This window comes from Paenimyroides ummariense, from assembly GCF_900115115.1.
Lineage (GTDB): Bacteria > Bacteroidota > Bacteroidia > Flavobacteriales > Flavobacteriaceae > Flavobacterium > Flavobacterium ummariense.
Genome location: NZ_FOVI01000008.1, coordinates 19,643 through 34,888, shown reverse-complemented (window position 1 = coordinate 34,888; position 15,246 = coordinate 19,643). Strand labels below are relative to the sequence as shown.

At 33.6% G+C, this 15,246-nt stretch carries 17 protein-coding genes; 5 read left to right on the top strand and 12 right to left on the bottom strand.

All coding sequences use genetic code 11. The features are described from left to right. Positions 1-66: 66 nt before the first annotated feature. From BM253_RS07470 to BM253_RS07430, 9 genes are all read right to left on the bottom strand, one after another. Positions 67-279 (bottom strand): helix-turn-helix domain-containing protein, encoded by a 213-nt coding sequence (locus BM253_RS07470; protein WP_091521663.1) that lies wholly within the window; start codon positions 277-279, stop codon positions 67-69. Continuing rightward, positions 257-1,366, bottom strand: a complete 1,110-nt coding sequence (locus tag BM253_RS07465; RefSeq protein ID WP_091521660.1) for a serine hydrolase domain-containing protein — start codon at positions 1,364-1,366, stop codon at positions 257-259. Before BM253_RS07465 ends, BM253_RS07470 begins: the two co-directional genes overlap by 23 nt. A gap of 4 nt (positions 1,367-1,370) precedes the next feature. Then, positions 1,371-1,877, bottom strand: coding sequence for a DUF2975 domain-containing protein (locus BM253_RS07460; RefSeq protein ID WP_091521656.1), 507 nt, complete (start codon positions 1,875-1,877; stop codon positions 1,371-1,373). Between the two features lie 3 nt (positions 1,878-1,880). Then, positions 1,881-2,438, bottom strand: a complete 558-nt coding sequence (locus BM253_RS07455) for a DUF2975 domain-containing protein (protein WP_091521653.1) — start codon at positions 2,436-2,438, stop codon at positions 1,881-1,883. Positions 2,439-2,441: 3 nt separating this feature from the next. Continuing rightward, the gene (locus BM253_RS07450) at positions 2,442-2,996 is read right to left on the bottom strand and encodes a DUF2975 domain-containing protein (protein ID WP_091521650.1); all 555 of its coding nucleotides are present in this window, start codon (positions 2,994-2,996) and stop codon (positions 2,442-2,444) included. A 135-nt stretch (positions 2,997-3,131) separates the two neighbouring features. Next, positions 3,132-4,970, bottom strand: a complete 1,839-nt coding sequence (locus tag BM253_RS07445; RefSeq protein ID WP_091521647.1) for an ABC transporter ATP-binding protein — start codon at positions 4,968-4,970, stop codon at positions 3,132-3,134. Continuing rightward, positions 4,970-6,700: a phospho-sugar mutase gene (locus BM253_RS07440; protein WP_091521643.1), complete on the bottom strand. Its 1,731-nt coding sequence runs from the start codon at positions 6,698-6,700 to the stop codon at positions 4,970-4,972. The genes BM253_RS07445 and BM253_RS07440 overlap by 1 nt, the downstream gene beginning before the upstream one ends. A gap of 164 nt (positions 6,701-6,864) precedes the next feature. Further along, a complete protein-coding gene (locus BM253_RS07435) occupies positions 6,865-7,821 on the bottom strand; it encodes a glycosyltransferase family 2 protein (protein ID WP_091521639.1) in 957 nt (318 codons plus the stop codon). Beyond that, positions 7,821-8,369 carry a DUF4199 domain-containing protein gene (locus BM253_RS07430; protein ID WP_091521635.1) on the bottom strand — a complete coding sequence of 183 codons (549 nt, stop codon included), beginning with the start codon at positions 8,367-8,369 and terminating at the stop codon, positions 7,821-7,823. The genes BM253_RS07435 and BM253_RS07430 overlap by 1 nt, the downstream gene beginning before the upstream one ends. Before the next feature lie 233 nt (positions 8,370-8,602). On the opposite strand from BM253_RS07430, the gene BM253_RS07425 reads away from it, so the two are divergent. Beyond that, complete coding sequence (locus BM253_RS07425) at positions 8,603-8,854, top strand: type B 50S ribosomal protein L31 (RefSeq protein WP_091521631.1); 252 nt, start codon at positions 8,603-8,605, stop codon at positions 8,852-8,854. A gap of 112 nt (positions 8,855-8,966) precedes the next feature. After that, the gene (locus tag BM253_RS07420; protein WP_091521628.1) at positions 8,967-10,139 is read left to right on the top strand and encodes a GlmU family protein; all 1,173 of its coding nucleotides are present in this window, start codon (positions 8,967-8,969) and stop codon (positions 10,137-10,139) included. A 46-nt stretch (positions 10,140-10,185) separates the two neighbouring features. Here the strand turns inward: BM253_RS07420 and BM253_RS07415 are convergent, their stop codons facing one another. From BM253_RS07415 to BM253_RS07405, 3 genes are read right to left on the bottom strand one after another with little or no spacing between them, the layout of a single operon-like run. After that, positions 10,186-10,665: a GNAT family N-acetyltransferase gene (locus tag BM253_RS07415; RefSeq protein ID WP_091521625.1), complete on the bottom strand. Its 480-nt coding sequence runs from the start codon at positions 10,663-10,665 to the stop codon at positions 10,186-10,188. 6 nt (positions 10,666-10,671) lie between these two features. Further along, entirely contained in the window at positions 10,672-12,513 is a 1,842-nt protein-coding gene (locus tag BM253_RS07410) for a BamA/TamA family outer membrane protein (protein ID WP_091521621.1), read from the bottom strand. A 53-nt stretch (positions 12,514-12,566) separates the two neighbouring features. After that, on the bottom strand, positions 12,567-13,013 hold the full coding sequence (locus BM253_RS07405; protein ID WP_091521618.1) for a DUF4268 domain-containing protein: 447 nt from the start codon (positions 13,011-13,013) through the stop codon (positions 12,567-12,569). A 30-nt stretch (positions 13,014-13,043) separates the two neighbouring features. Between BM253_RS07405 and BM253_RS07400 the strand changes: the two genes are divergently transcribed. The 3 genes from BM253_RS07400 (at position 13,044) to BM253_RS07390 (ending at position 15,227) form a co-directional block, all read left to right on the top strand. Beyond that, on the top strand, positions 13,044-13,682 hold the full coding sequence (locus tag BM253_RS07400; RefSeq protein ID WP_091521615.1) for an NUDIX hydrolase: 639 nt from the start codon (positions 13,044-13,046) through the stop codon (positions 13,680-13,682). A 10-nt stretch (positions 13,683-13,692) separates the two neighbouring features. After that, positions 13,693-14,331 carry an alpha/beta hydrolase gene (locus tag BM253_RS07395; RefSeq protein WP_091521963.1) on the top strand — a complete coding sequence of 213 codons (639 nt, stop codon included), beginning with the start codon at positions 13,693-13,695 and terminating at the stop codon, positions 14,329-14,331. Between the two features lie 80 nt (positions 14,332-14,411). After that, entirely contained in the window at positions 14,412-15,227 is an 816-nt protein-coding gene (locus BM253_RS07390) for a lysophospholipid acyltransferase family protein (protein WP_091521611.1), read from the top strand. The last annotated feature ends 19 nt before the right edge of the window (positions 15,228-15,246 follow it).

The window sequence follows — 15,246 nt, the reverse complement described above, 5'->3', positions numbered from 1 at the left end:
TAAAGATAATAATTTACAGATGATTTTAAAGTCAGAAATTGTTATTTAAAAATAAAAAATCTGAAACTAATCTGTATCTGGAATATACTCTAAAATATCACTTGGCTGGCAGTTTAGTTCTTTGCAAATGGCTTCTAAAGTAGAAAAACGAATGGCTTTGGCTTTACCTGTTTTTAAAATAGATAAGTTGGCAGTTGTTATACCAATTTTGTCTGCCAGTTCTTGCGACTGCATTTTGCGTTTTGCCAGCATAACATCAAGGTTTACTATTATTGCCATTTGTTATTTTTTTTAATTGAGAAATTAACTGCTGTTGCATTTCGTAAATTGCTTTTACATGATTTTCATCGGCAGCGTTTGCAAAAATCGTGATTCCTAATTTATTTTCAGGAATTAAAATGGCGTGCGTGTAAAAAGTGCCTGTGGTTCCATCGTGAAAACTTAATTTTTGATTTCCTTGAACGGCATTTCCCCAACCATAGCTGTAATTATCCACCTCAAAGTGCATTTTTTTAAAGTTTTCTTGTTTTAATATTCCAGTTTCAGAATTATATCCTTTTAAATGGAGTTGCAACCATGCAGCATAATCGGTAATGTTCATTGATAAATCGCCTGCCGAAAGCATAAAATCTTCAAAGTTATAAGAATGTGTTGGTGGTAAGGCTGTTAATTCATTGTTTTCAACCCAATGTCCCCAAGCATTATTTAAACTTTTTTTGTTTGGAAATCCAAAACTGTAATCCCAATTCTGTTTCTTCATGAAATCTGCCAATAAATCTTCGTACGATTTTTTTGTCGATTTTTCAATCATCATCGCTGCCAAAACATAACCTGCGTTTGAGTAAGTTCCTTTTTCTACCGTTGGTTGTGCCAAAACTTGTTGAGCTAATTCAACTCGTTTTAATTCGGTTGTTTTAGCAGTTATTTTTAATGAAAGAAATTCCTCACCTGCTGTGAATGGTTGAACTTGTGCGTTGTGCGACAATAAATCTTTTAATGTGATGGAATGATATGCCGAGTTTTTATCGTTTTTCAACTCAGGGAAAAGTGACAAAAACGTAGTTTCTAACGATAAATTTCCTTTTTCGATCTGTTGAAATGCCAGAAATGATGTAAACGCTTTGGTGTTTGATCCTATATGAAACAAGGTTTTATCAGTAACAACCTCGTTGCTTTTGTTTGAAATTGTTCCGGATGTTCCGTAAAATACATTATCGCCGTTAATTACAGCGGCTGCCATTGCAGGAATATTATTTTGTTTTATCGATGCCTGTAATAAACTGTCGATTATTTTACTGTGTTGTGTATTTTGTGCTAACATTAAAGTTGTTGTTAATGTAAAACAAAGTGTGATTATTTTTTTCATGATATTATATAGTTAGTTCGTTTTCTTGTTGTTGTTTTAAACCTAATTCGAATGCCTTGCCGATTCCTAATAAAAATAAGCCAATAAAAAGTTTACTACTAGCTAAATATAAGATTTCAACAAAATTTACAAATATTTCTTTTCCTGATATTCCTTCTATATATGGTATTATGTATGGCAGCAAAATATCATCAATTAAAAATGTAATAATGATTACCCAGCCTATTTGTTTAATGTATTTTGAATTTTCGAGATTAAAGTAATTTTTGTTATAAAAATTAGATACCACAATTTTCATTCGCTGTAAAATGATAAAAAACAAAACGTAACTAAATAATTCAACAACAAAAGAAATAGTAAACACATAGGTAGTATCAAAATCTTCGTTAAATAAAGCAATTAATTTTTCAGGCGTATTTGTCCAAATCATTGCTAAAACTATAAACATTAATACCGTTAAAACGATAAAAAAGTTGTAGGTAAATGAAATAAGGCTTTTTAATAGTTTCATAAGTTATATAGTTAATTCGTTTTCTTGTTTTAGTTCGATGTTTTCCTCTTTTTGTTTTTTGGCTTCTTTAAAAACCTGACTTAATACCAAAAAGAAAAAGCCAATGATTAGTCCGCCTAGAGGCGCTTCCAATTCGTTTAAAATTACTTTAGAAAAATTTGTAGATTCATGAAAATTTTTTTCAGAATGGATTACAAAAAACTTTCCTAATAGAAATACAATAATATAATTTGTAATAAATATCAAACCTATTCTTCGGAATCGTTTAATAATCTTTAAATCAAAAAATATACGACTTTCAAATTTTCTCACACATAAATTAAATAGAGTTACAGCGTAGAAATAAAGTAAGTATATAATGTAGCAGATAATCATAAATACTTTTACGTAGCCCTTATTATCTTCAATTGGGACTTCCCTTCCAAAAAAGCTTATAAACCATGTGGTTTGATCTTCATTTATAAATTCTGAATACACAAGCATGCCAAAAAATATACATAAAATAAGCATACTTGCCCAAAGAAAATGTGATAGCCAGCCAAATATTTTTAATGTTCTCATAAGTTATATAGTTAAATCGTTTTCTGATTGAATTTCAATACCTTTTTTAATAATCTGGGTAATTACCAAAAGAATAATCGCCATGAAGAACCATACATCGGATCCTGTTAAATTTAAAGATTCCAAACTTGCTATTTTGGCACCTTCGCTTGTTAACCATAAGCAGAATTCGGATCCGCAATGTGTAAACAAACCAATCCCGAATGACAAGTACGATAGTTTCAAGATAAAATCTTTTAAATGCGTATTGAATGGTTTTGTGAAATCTAGTTTTTTCTCTGATAACAGTTTAAGAATAATATAAAACATAACTGCTTTTAGCACGGCTATGATTATCATTACAATTGCCAACACAACAAAATGATTGGTGTTGAGCTGGTAAATGACCAATATATCTGGACCTTCCCAAAAATTCTTTACAGCATCGGGATTAATAAACAGCGTGATAAAAGTATTAACGATGATTGCTCCGGCTTCTACACACAAACCAATAAAAATGATCCACGTTAGCAAAAGCAATACTTTTAAAATATGACTTGTAGTAATTCTAATTTCCATATCTTTCAATTTTTAGATTAATGATAAAAAGTATTTATTTATTGACAAAGATATATAAATTATCGAAAAACAATAATTTTATAGATAAAAAAAATCACTCAATTGAGTGATTTTTGAATACTATTTTGTAACTAATTAACTTTCAAATGATTGTAATGAAACTAATTTTGCATACGTGCCGTTTTTAGCTAATAATTCGTCGTGTGTACCTTGTTCGGCAATTTCGCCACGGTTCATCACCACAATTAAATCGGCTTTTTGAATGGTTGATAAACGGTGTGCAATAACAACCGATGTGCGGTTTGCCATCATTTTTTCCAACGCATCTTGTACCAAACGTTCGCTTTCAGTATCTAATGCCGATGTTGCTTCATCTAAAACCATAATCGGAGGATTTTTCAACACCGCACGTGCAATAGAAATACGCTGTTTTTGTCCGCCCGAAAGTTTTCCACCTGCATCACCAATATTTGTATTGATTCCTTGAGGAAGATTTTGAACAAATTCAAACGCATTGGCAATTTTTAGGGCATCAATTACTTCATCATCAGTAGCGTTCAATTTTCCAATTCTAACATTATCTGCAATACTGCCATTAAACATGATACTGTCTTGCGTTACCAAACCTAACTGATCGCGCAATGAAACCAGTTTAATATCTTTAATATTTGTACCGTCGATTAACAATTCACCTTGTTCCACATCATAAAAACGCATCAACAAATTGGCAATAGTACTTTTACCAGAACCCGACTGACCAACTAATGCAACGGTTTTCCCTTTAGGAATTTCCAAATTGAAATTCTTCAAAACATTATATTCGCCGTTGTAAGAAAAGGTAACATTTTTTATAGCGATTTTATCATTAAAATTTTTTAATTCAACCGATTGATCTGTATCTCTGATAACATTTGGCGTATCCAATATTTCAAAAACACGTTCTGCAGCTGCCATACCGTTTTTAACCTGATAACTTGCTTTTGAAATAGCTTTTGCCGGAGTTAAAATATTGTAAGCCAAGCCAATGTAAGCGATAAAATCAGATCCTTTTAAAGATCCTTCTACCAAAACCAAATTTCCGCCATAAATTAGCAAAACACCAATAACCACAATTCCCATAAACTCACTCATTGGTGAAGCTAAATTATTTTTTTTGGCGATGGCATTTGTTAGGTTGTATAAACGATTAATAGAATCGTCAAAAATTTTTGAAAAATAGTTTTCTGCATTATACCCTTTTACCACTTTTAAGCCGGAAAGTGTTTCTTCGGTAATCGATATTAAATAACCGTTTTCTTGTTGTGCTCTGGTTGATTTTCCTTTTAAACTTTTACCAATTACCGAAATAATTAATGCGGATACTGGAATAAATATAAAAACGAAAATAGTTAGTTTCCAGCTTAAGGAAATCATTGCAATTAATGAGAAAATGATAGTCAAAGGTTCTTTTACGATTAATTCTAAAATCATAAAAAACGAATTTTGAACTTCATTAACATCGCCCAACATACGCGCCATTACATCTCCTTTACGCTTCTCGGAATAATAAGACACGGGTAACGAAATAATTTTAGTGAACATTTTTTCGCGTAAATCTCGCAAAACTCCGTTTTTAAGCTTGGTTAAATTTTGAAGAGCGAAATAATTCGATAAATTTTTAAGTAAAAAGGTAACCAAAACCAATCCCACGGTTAGCATTAAGCCATATTGCACGCCATATTCGGTAGAATATTGATCTACATAGTACGAAATGTAGGTTTTCCAGTTTCCTAAAGCATCAAAAAATCCTTCGTATTTGGGTAAGGTAATTACTTCTTTTTTCTTCTCATCAAAAAGTACCGAAAGAACCGGCATGATAAAAACCATTCCTAAAGTTCCAAACAGCGCATATAGAACGTTAAACCCAATATTTGCAACAACATTGAATTTGTAATTTTTAGCAAATGGAAAAATCTTTTTTAAATTATCGTCCATTAATTTAAATTCATATCGTTAATAATGCTTTGAATTTTATCGGTTAGATATTCATCGGCATCTTTTATTTCTTCAACGTTTTCAATAGGTGTGTTGGTACTGAAATAAAACTTGATTTTAGGCTCGGTTCCACTTGGGCGCGCACAAATTTTAGATCCGTCTTCTAAATAATAAATCAACACGTTAGATTTTGGTAAGAACAAAGGCTCTGTTTCGTTCGAAAACAAATTTGTAGCTATCGAACTTTGATAATCTTCTACAAAAACAACACGCTCACCAGCAATTTCTTTAAGCGGATTGTTGCGTAATTCGGTCATCATGGTAGCAATTTCTTCGGCTCCGTCTTTTCCTTTTTTGGTCAACGAAATTAAATGTTCTTTGTAATAACCAAAATCGGCATACAAGTTTTGCAGTTCTTTGTAAACCGATGAACCCGATGCTTTTGCAATAGCGGCAATTTCACAAATTAATAAGGTTGATGCAACGGCATCTTTATCGCGAACGGCATCGCCTACCATATAGCCGAAACTTTCTTCGCCGCCTCCAATAAATTTCTGTTCAGGGAAATCTTTAATAAATTTTGCGATCCATTTAAAACCGGTTAAACCAACTTTACAATCCACTTCATAAGCTTCGGCAAGTGCCAAAATCATTGGAGTTGATACAATGGTTGATCCTATAAAATGTTTTTTACCTTCAAATTTTCCGTCGCGTTTCCATTGTTCCAACAAAAAGGCAGTCATAACAACCATTGCCTGATTTCCGTTCAATAAAATCATTTTTCCTTCGTTATCGCGAACCGCAATTCCCAATCGGTCAGAATCTGGATCAGTTCCAATAACAATATCGGCATTTGTTTCGTTTGCCAGATCAATTGCCATTTTCAACGCTTCAGGTTCTTCCGGATTAGGCGATTTCACCGTAGGGAAATCTCCGTTTGGCTCTGCCTGTTCCGCCACAATATTTACATTGGTGTAACCCGCTTTTTCTAAAACATTCGGAATAGCTTTAATCGATGTTCCGTGTAACGACGTGTAAACGATTTTTAAGTTTTCGCGCGCACCTTCAGGAAGATTGAACGTAGCATTTTCTATTGATGATTGTGCAAAGGCTTCATCTATTTCTGCACCGATATATTCGATTAATTCCGGATTTGAATCGAACAAAATATCCGAATAATCCAAACTGTCAATTACCTGAATAATTTCTTTATCTTGCGGTGGGACCAACTGACCGCCATCCTGCCAATACACTTTGTAACCATTATATTCTGGTGGATTGTGCGATGCCGTTAATACAATTCCCGCATGACAATTTAAATATCGAACTGCAAAAGATAATTCCGGTGTTGGACGTAAATCTTCAAACAAAAAAACCTTGATTCCGTTTGCAGAAAAAACATCGGCAACCACTTTTGCCAGCGATTTACTGTTGTGGCGGCAATCATAAGCAATGGCTACCTTAATTTGTTCGTTTGGAAAACTCTGTTTTAAATATTGAGATAATCCTTGTGTGTTTTTACCTAATGTGTATTTGTTGATTCGGTTGGTACCAACGCCCATAATTCCGCGCATTCCGCCGGTTCCGAATTCTAAATTGCGGTAAAAAGCGTCTTCTAATTCTTTCGGAGAAGAAGTCAGCAATTCTTTTACCAGGTTTTGTGTTTCAACATCAAAAGGATCTTGAATCCATTTATTGCTGTGTTCTAATATGTTTTTTGGGATTTCCATTGTATTTTTATTTGTCTATTCGTTTAACTGTTGATTCGTTTATTCGTCAGTTCGAGCTTGTCGAGAACTTCTCGACACAATTTTTCTTCGTTTTCACTACCAAAAATCAATCGAAATAACGAAAGTTTAAAGACTTTTAATAATCATTTTTTCAGTTTTTTTTCTTAAATATTTAATTTTCCTGAAATTTTATAACGCGGTTCGTTGTTTTTTGTTCTAAGGATGATTTCGCCCAAGAAACCTGCTAAAAAAAGCTGTGTACCTAATATCATTGCGGTAAGCGATATGTAAAACCACGGGTTGTTTGCTACCAAAATTGCGGGTTCGTGCATAGATAGTTTGTACAGTTTGTAAACGCCGATAAACGCCGCACTGCAAAAACCTACAATGAACATGATAACGCCTAATGCACCAAATAAATGCATTGGTCTTTTGCCGAATTTGGATAAAAACCAAATGGTAATTAAGTCTAAAAAGCCGTTTACAAACCGGCTCATTCCAAATTTTGAAACGCCATATTTTCGAGCTTGATGCTGTACTACTTTTTCACCGATTTTATTGAAACCTGCATTTTTTGCCAACACGGGAATGTAACGGTGCATTTCGCCATAAACATCAATATTTTTTACCACTTTATTGCTGTAAGCCTTTAACCCGCAATTGAAATCGTTTAGTTGAACGCCCGATGTTTTGCGTGCTGCCCAATTAAATAGTTTTGACGGAAGGTTTTTGGATAAGATGGAATCATAACGTTTCTTTTTCCAACCCGAAACCAAATCAAATTTTTGATTGACGATCATGTTGTATAAATCGGGAATTTCATCGGGACTGTCTTGTAAATCGGCATCCATTGTAATAACAACATCGCCATTGGCAATGGCAAAACCGGCATGTAATGCCTGCGATTTTCCGAAATTTTTCTGAAAACGGATTCCTTTTACATTGGCATCGTTTTTAGAAAGATTATCGATGATATCCCAAGATTCATCGGTGCTTCCATCATCAATAAAAACAACTTCGTACGAATAGTTATTCTGCTGCATTACTTTTGTAATCCAACGGTACAATTCGGGCAGCGATTCGGCTTCGTTCAATAAAGGAATTAAAATCGTAAGGTTCATTATTGGTTTCTTGGTGTTGAAAGTTCTGATTTGTTTTTAAATGTCAATGCAATTAACAAACCTGCAATTGATGAACCTAAAATGGTTTGCGCGTAACTGAAAAATAATGTTTTTAATGAAAAATTATCATCGGCATTATTATTAACAACGTTGATTTTATCGTTAATTTCAGCTTCGGATAAATTTAAATCTTTACCAATTTTCTGCGTCATTTCAATCATTAGCTCATTGTTAACTATCTTTGCTTCAGGATTTACAAAGTTGAACAATATATACTGTATAATGTAGTTTGCCAGAAATCCTAAAACAATCATTATAAAAAAGGCAGTAAAACCTTCTTTAAAAGTTATAAGGTTATTTAAGCGTCTTTTGGTGATCCAAACGCAGCAAATTCCTAAAATTAAAACAACAACCATATTTACAATGGTTAGGTACGATTTTACGAACAACGTATAATCTGCAAAGAAAACAATTAGGTTAACCAACGCGTAGTAAGCCATTAAAATATAGCCGAATGTTAAGCCTGTTGTTTTACTGATAGTATTCATGGTTTTATGAATTTTATAAAATCTTACAAATATACAAAAATAGGCGGTAGAAAATTTTGCTGTTTCATGATAAAAAAAGTATAAAGTTATATTTGCAGATTAAAAATATGTTATTAAATTTGCATTCTGAAAAATAAACAATTACATAAAAAGCTGTTGTTTTGTTTATACCTTTTTGAAAGATAAAAGCATCAGAACAAGAAACAGCCAATTAATTTAAAACAAGATTTACAATGAAACAAGGTCTTCACCCAGAAAATTACAGATTAGTAGCGTTTAAAGATATGTCTAACGATGACGTATTCATCACAAAATCAACAGTTGATACAAAAGAAACAATTGAAGTTGATGGAGTAGAGTACCCAGTTTATAAAATGGAGATTTCGCGTACATCGCACCCATTCTACACAGGTAAATCTAAATTAATTGATACAGCAGGTCGTATCGATAAATTCAAAAACAAATACGCTAAATTCAAAAAATAATTTTTGGATTCATCAAAATATCAAAGCCTTACTTTTTAGTAGGGCTTTTTGTTTATATTTACCTTAACTTAATAAAAACTTTGTAACTTTAAGCCTTTAAAAAAGCATAAAAATGAACTACATATTATACGACGGATCTGTGCGTAACAACCTGTTGCCGTTTACATTTACCCGACCTGTTGCCGATATCCGCATTGGAATTTTAACCATTCGTGAAAAGTGGGAAAAGTATTTGGGAACTACAACAACTACGGTAACCGAAGAATATTTGTCTGATAAATTTCCGATGGTTGAAATGGCAGAAAACGTAATGATTAACGCATCATTTAGTCCGAATGAAGTTTTGGTGGAAATGATTCAGTTTTTACAACCCAATCAGGCAATTGTTCAAAACGATGAAATTATTGCTTTTTATACCACAGATGAACAGGAAGAAGTAGTTTTTGATGATTATGATTTATTAGAAATCGAAGAAGATTGTTTGCAGGTTGAACATACGTGGGATATTTTTCAAAAGAACGATCAGGCAATTCGCGAAGATTTTGAATTGCTTACACAAGACCGTAAATCGCACCCCATTCCTTCAACCGTAAATGTTTTAGGAGCTGAGAATATTTTTATTGAAGAAGGTGCTGTTTTAAACTTTTGCACCTTAAACGCCACAACCGGACCTATTTATATTGGGAAAGATGCCGAAATTATGGAAGGATCTGTCATTCGCGGACCGTTTGCATTGTGTGATCATGCGCAGGTTAAATTGGCTACAAAAATTTACGGAGCAACAACGGTTGGCCCGCATTCTCGTGTTGGTGGTGAAATTAACAACTCAGTTCTTTTTGCGTATTCAAACAAAGGGCACGACGGCTTTTTAGGAAATGCCGTTTTGGGCGAATGGTGTAATATTGGTGCAGACAGTAACAATTCTAACCTTAAAAATAATTACGAATCGGTTAAATTATGGAACTATGAAACTGAACGTTTTGAAAATACCGGTTTGCAGTTTTGCGGTTTAATGATGGGCGATCACAGTAAATGTGGTATCAACACCATGTTTAATACAGGAACGGTTGTTGGTGTGGCTGCAAATATTTTTGGTGCAGGTTTTCCAAGAAATTATATTCCGAATTTTACATGGGGTGGAGCACAAGGAACGCAGGCATATTTGCCGGTAAAAGCCTTTGAAACCGCTAAAATTGTTATGAGTCGCCGTAACATTGATTTTACCGATTTAGATGAAGATATTTTAACCCACATTTTTAACGAAACTAAAGAGTGGCAGAAATAAATAAAAGCAGCGAATTATCGCTGCTTTTATTTTTCTATTTTATAAATTACGGCTTGTTTATTATCAAGTAAGCTTTTTTTTCAAATTGTAATCCAATTTTTTCTAAAACTTTTATCGATGCTTTGTTTTCTTCCATAGCTCGCCCAATTATTCGGTTTAATTTTAAAACTTCAAAACCATATTCTAAACATGCAACTGCGCTTTCGGTTGCGTAACCTTTGTTCCATTCTTCTTCAAAAAATCTGAAACCTATGTCGGTTTCATTTTCTAATTCACCGTATTTCAAACCGCACCAACCTAAAAATTCGTTATTATTTTTATTAATCGCAGCCCATCGTCCGTAACCATTTGCTTTATAATCATTGTAGTTTTCTAAAAACGATTTTGCTTCATTAATACTTTTAAAGGCAGCATTTCCGGTATATCTAATTACATTCGGATTTAAATTCAGTTGATAGAACTTTTCAGCATCATCTAAAATAAATTCCCTTAAAAACAATCGTTCGGTTTCAATGATAAATTTCATACTACATTAATTATAAGGAACCAATTCCGGTTTACCGTAGTTAAATTGTTGTAAATCGAAGTTAGTATTACGCAAATTGTTTGTTTTAAAAATATTATGCCCATTACCCGGAATACTTGGATAAAAAGCAAGCGATAACTGAAAATTGTTAAACACCAAATAATCGTTACTAATTACTACACCCAAACCAATTTTACTGTACATGTCTTTAGTTACAAAACGGTTGTGGTTATCGCCCATAAATCCTATCGAAGTACTAAAAAACGGACTAAAACGAAAGCCTAAAACTTCGTATGGTGCGTACGATTGCAGTTGTAAATTCAGTAAAACTTTTTTAGTTCCACGCAATTCGTAACTGTCAAACCCATCAATACCGTAAGCACCATTTAAGGTGATTTTATCCATTGCATAATCCCAACGGTTTAATCCAACCACAATTTCCGGATTAAAAAAATGTCTGAAACGCCATTTTCCCCAATGATACAATTTAGAAAAATACAAACCTTCGATCCTTAAAACACCTTCTTCAAAATGGTTTCCGTTCATAAATGTTCCCCATTGAATATCGCCCCCAAAATAACCTGAATTGGTATATTTTCCCAATGAAAATTTTGCGCCGATATACGGTCGGTTTATGTTGTTTTTTTGCTGAATACCTGCAGTAACCATAAATGTTTTACCAACGGCGATATCTTCAATCACATCATAATAAAAAATATAACGGTCTTGTACATAATTTAACGACGCCAAACCAACAGTCGCCAAATAAAGTTTTTGATTGGTGTAATAATTATACGGATCGTATTCGCCAATGGGATGTTCGGTGTAATTTCGAGAAAAATAACGCAGCGATGTTACCAAGTTAGTTTGCACTTTGTGCAGGTTGTTGTAGCGGTAATAAAGCGGCATGGAATGCCCCAACCAAAGATCCAGATCATTCGATTTAAAACTTTGAAGTCTGCGTAAACCTTCTAAATTAGGTACCGAATCTCTGTACGAATTTTGCAACAGCGTAAAACCACCGGCTAACCGCGTCATGGGCGTAAAAAACCTACGGTTGGCATAAATTTGCTTTGTGTAATTTTCTGCCAGATCTAAATTGTAAAAAACTCCGGCATCAATAAACGTTTGCCCGATATTATTTACCTGATATTGCGTTCTGTACGCATGTCTGCCTTCTTTAAAACGGGTACGGTATTGGTTGTTGAAATAATGACCCAATCCGCCAAAATTACGGGTTGTTAGGTTTAATCGAGCGCTTGATGTTGATAATGATCCGGTGGGATACCAGCTCCAAGAATCTAATACTTTAATTTCAATATCAACAGAGTCATTGTTTTCTGAAAGATTGATAGGTTTTACCGAAACCCTACGAATATACCGCTGGGTACGCAATAAACGTTCAGATTCTTTCAATTTAATGGAATCTAAAGGTTGGTTACGTTTAAATAGCAGTAAACTACGCACGGTAAATTGTTTGGTTTTTAAATGCAGCCTGTTTCCTAATTTTTCTATTTGTTTGGTAGGCACACGGGTAGAATCCTGAATAGAAAATCCAAAAGGATCGTAGGTTTCAATATTGATGTTGCGAATAATCTTCCCTTGAAACTTTTCAAAATCGTAGTCAATATCTGCTTGCTTTACCGCCTGTACGTTGGTATTTACATTTGTTGTCTTTTTGCGGACAAGCAGTTTGTGCAGTTGCCTTGTAAATTTTCCTTTTTTAGAAAGTTCTTCCAGTTTTTGCATTTGCTGCTGTGTAGTTACAATGCTGTCTTTCGTTTGCGAAAAACCACTGCAACAACATAAAAATGCAAACAACACTAAAAACTGATAATATCTTTTCAAGGCTTAATTTTAAAAACATTAAAGTACTAAAAGTTTTTATATGTGTAGATTTGTTAGGTGTTAATTTCCAAATCTTTAATATAATCTTCGTATTCGTAGAAAAACAGCTCAAAATTAGTCATTTTCTCTGCGAAAAAATCATAAATTTCCTGCCATGTGTTTTTATTGTTCACACTTACGCTTTTATCGATATCAACCCAAATTCTACTGATTAATTTTCCGTTTGGCAGGTAATAATTCCGTTCTAAAACCGCATCAGGCAAAAATTCTTCCAACAAAATAGCCTTTAACGATTCTACTTTTTCAAAATAAATGATACGTTTTTCATCGTCTTTCGGTTCAATTTCTAAAGCAACCTGTGCTGTTTTGTTGTCCACAAAAAATTTAAAAGTAACGTCTTTGATCTTGGTGTTATGCAACAGCCATTTACGCGGATAAGCCTCGGCAAAACCGGTCCAGAAATCTTTTTTTATTTGTAGGGCTTCTTGTTTACTAAACATTGAGTATATTTAAAAATATTTTTGTGAACTATGCAATTTGAACAGTTTTTAGATAAAATAAGCGTTGTGGCAAAACAACCGTTATTTGCCTTGGATGCCCATTTAAAAATGGCTCCGTTAGAGCGTGTTCAATACCTTCAAAATTACGATTATTCTGCAAAAAATCCTAAAGCATCGGCAGTTTTAAGTTTGTTCTATCCTAAAAACGGTTTGGCGCATCTGCTATTAATCGTTCGGTCGTCTTATCCGGGCGTGCATTCTTCGCAAATTGCTTTTCCGGGCGGCAAGAAAGAATTAGAAGATTTAAATTTGCAAGAAACCGCTTTGCGTGAAGCAAATGAAGAAGTAGGTATCAGTCCGACAGAAATTGAAATTGTGAAGCAATGGAGCGATTTATACATTCCGCCAAGCAATTTTATGGTTTCTGCCTTTATGGGAATAGCGCAACAGCCCCAAAATTTTGTGATGCAACCCGATGAGGTAAGCGGAATTATAGAACTTCCCGTGGAAGATCTGCTGAACGATTCGTTGGTACAAAACGTGCGAATGACTACATCGTACGCAACCGATATCGAAGTGCCGGCTTTTGTAATTAACGACCATATTGTTTGGGGTGCAACTGCCATGATTTTGAGTGAAATTAAAGAAACTTTTAGAGCTGTTTTTTAATTTTTGGTTGATGAACAAAATCTACATTTTTAGCGGGTTAGGGGTTGATGAACGAGTGTTTGATAATATTGATTTTTCAGGTTTGAACATTTCTTTTGTTGATTGGATCGATCCTTTTAAAAACGAAACATTTGAAAGGTATGCATTTAGAATTTCTAAAGATTTTGAAAAAGACAGTATTTTAATAGGATTGTCTTTTGGTGGCATGTTAGCTGTTGAAGTTTCTAAAATCATTCCGGTTAAAAAGGTTATCTTAATTGCATCTGCAAAAAATAAAAACGAATTGCCTAAATGGTTTCTGATAGCCGGGAAATTAAAATTGAATAGAATAGTTCCATCTTCACTTCTAAAAACAACAAATTTTATTACAAATTGGCTTTTCGGAGCAACCACTTCAACAGAAAAGTTGTTATTGAAAAATATTATAAAAGACACTGATACTACATTTTTAAAATGGGCAATTAATCAAATTGTTAACTGGAACAATTTATCTGTACCACAGAACTGGATTCACATTCATGGTACAAACGATCGTATTCTTCCTGCGAAATACCTAAAAGTTGATTACAAAATTAAAAACGGTGGACATTTTATGACAGTTAATAAGGCGAAAGAGATTGAAGTTATTATTAAAAAGCTATGTTCTTAATGATTTATTCATTTTCGTGTTTGTTAAAAACCAAAAATCTATAATGTTTAAAATGTATCTTTGTTCTTTCAAACGAAAATATGAGCTTGTTTAAAAAAGATCCGTTCGGACATATAATATTTATCAAAAAGTGGTTAATCAGAATCTTTGGTGTTCTTACGCATAAGCGCTACCGTGGCTTTAACCAGCTGGTAATTGATGGATCTGAAATCATAAAAAATCTTCCCGAGACAAACGTCCTTTTTATATCGAACCACCAAACCTATTTTGCCGATGTAGTGGCAATGTTCCATGTTTTTAATGCCAGTTTAAAGGGTAGGGTTGATAATATTAAGAACGTATTTTATATATGGAATCCTAAGTTAAACTTGTATTACGTTAGTGCGAGAGAAACAATGGAATCGGGTATTTTACCAAGAATTATGGGTTATACCGGAGCAATAACTGTTGAAAGAACTTGGCGTGCGAAAGGGAAAGATGTGGAAGAAAAAAAAGCGGTAAACCCCAACGATACCGAAAATATTAAAAAAGCTTTACAAGACGGCTGGGTAATTACGTTTCCGCAAGGAACCACCAAATCGTTTAAACCGGTGCGTAAAGGAACGGCTCATATCATTAAAGAACACAAACCTATTGTGGTGCCTATTGTTATTGATGGATTTCGACGTTCGTTTGATAAAAAGGGGTTGTGGCTAAAAAAGAAAGGTATTTTACAGACTTTTACTATTAAGGAACCTTTGCAGATTGACTATGAAAACGAAACCATTGAACAGATTGTAGAAAAAATTGAGTATGCAATTGAACAACATCCGTCGTTTTTAAAAGTAATTCCTACCGAAGTTATTGAAAGCGATAAAAAACTGAATAAAGAACGTCGATTTCCGTTTGATTATTAATAGAATCAAGCCCAAATAT

Bases quoted from the DNA above. Each gene is read 5' to 3' on its own strand.
- BM253_RS07470 (WP_091521663.1), bottom strand. From the start codon at position 279: ATGGCAATAATAGTAAACCTTGATGTTATGCTGGCAAAACGCAAAATG.
- BM253_RS07465 (WP_091521660.1), bottom strand. From the start codon at position 1,366: ATGAAAAAAATAATCACACTTTGTTTTACATTAACAACAACTTTAATG.
- BM253_RS07460 (WP_091521656.1), bottom strand. From the start codon at position 1,877: ATGAAACTATTAAAAAGCCTTATTTCATTTACCTACAACTTTTTTATC.
- BM253_RS07455 (WP_091521653.1), bottom strand. From the start codon at position 2,438: ATGAGAACATTAAAAATATTTGGCTGGCTATCACATTTTCTTTGGGCA.
- BM253_RS07450 (WP_091521650.1), bottom strand. From the start codon at position 2,996: ATGGAAATTAGAATTACTACAAGTCATATTTTAAAAGTATTGCTTTTG.
- BM253_RS07445 (WP_091521647.1), bottom strand. From the start codon at position 4,970: ATGGACGATAATTTAAAAAAGATTTTTCCATTTGCTAAAAATTACAAA.
- BM253_RS07440 (WP_091521643.1), bottom strand. From the start codon at position 6,700: ATGGAAATCCCAAAAAACATATTAGAACACAGCAATAAATGGATTCAA.
- BM253_RS07435 (WP_091521639.1), bottom strand. From the start codon at position 7,821: ATGAACCTTACGATTTTAATTCCTTTATTGAACGAAGCCGAATCGCTG.
- BM253_RS07430 (WP_091521635.1), bottom strand. From the start codon at position 8,369: ATGAATACTATCAGTAAAACAACAGGCTTAACATTCGGCTATATTTTA.
- BM253_RS07425 (WP_091521631.1), top strand. From the start codon at position 8,603: ATGAAACAAGGTCTTCACCCAGAAAATTACAGATTAGTAGCGTTTAAA.
- BM253_RS07420 (WP_091521628.1), top strand. From the start codon at position 8,967: ATGAACTACATATTATACGACGGATCTGTGCGTAACAACCTGTTGCCG.
- BM253_RS07415 (WP_091521625.1), bottom strand. From the start codon at position 10,665: ATGAAATTTATCATTGAAACCGAACGATTGTTTTTAAGGGAATTTATT.
- BM253_RS07405 (WP_091521618.1), bottom strand. From the start codon at position 13,013: ATGTTTAGTAAACAAGAAGCCCTACAAATAAAAAAAGATTTCTGGACC.
- BM253_RS07400 (WP_091521615.1), top strand. From the start codon at position 13,044: ATGCAATTTGAACAGTTTTTAGATAAAATAAGCGTTGTGGCAAAACAA.
- BM253_RS07395 (WP_091521963.1), top strand. From the start codon at position 13,693: ATGAACAAAATCTACATTTTTAGCGGGTTAGGGGTTGATGAACGAGTG.
- BM253_RS07390 (WP_091521611.1), top strand. From the start codon at position 14,412: ATGAGCTTGTTTAAAAAAGATCCGTTCGGACATATAATATTTATCAAA.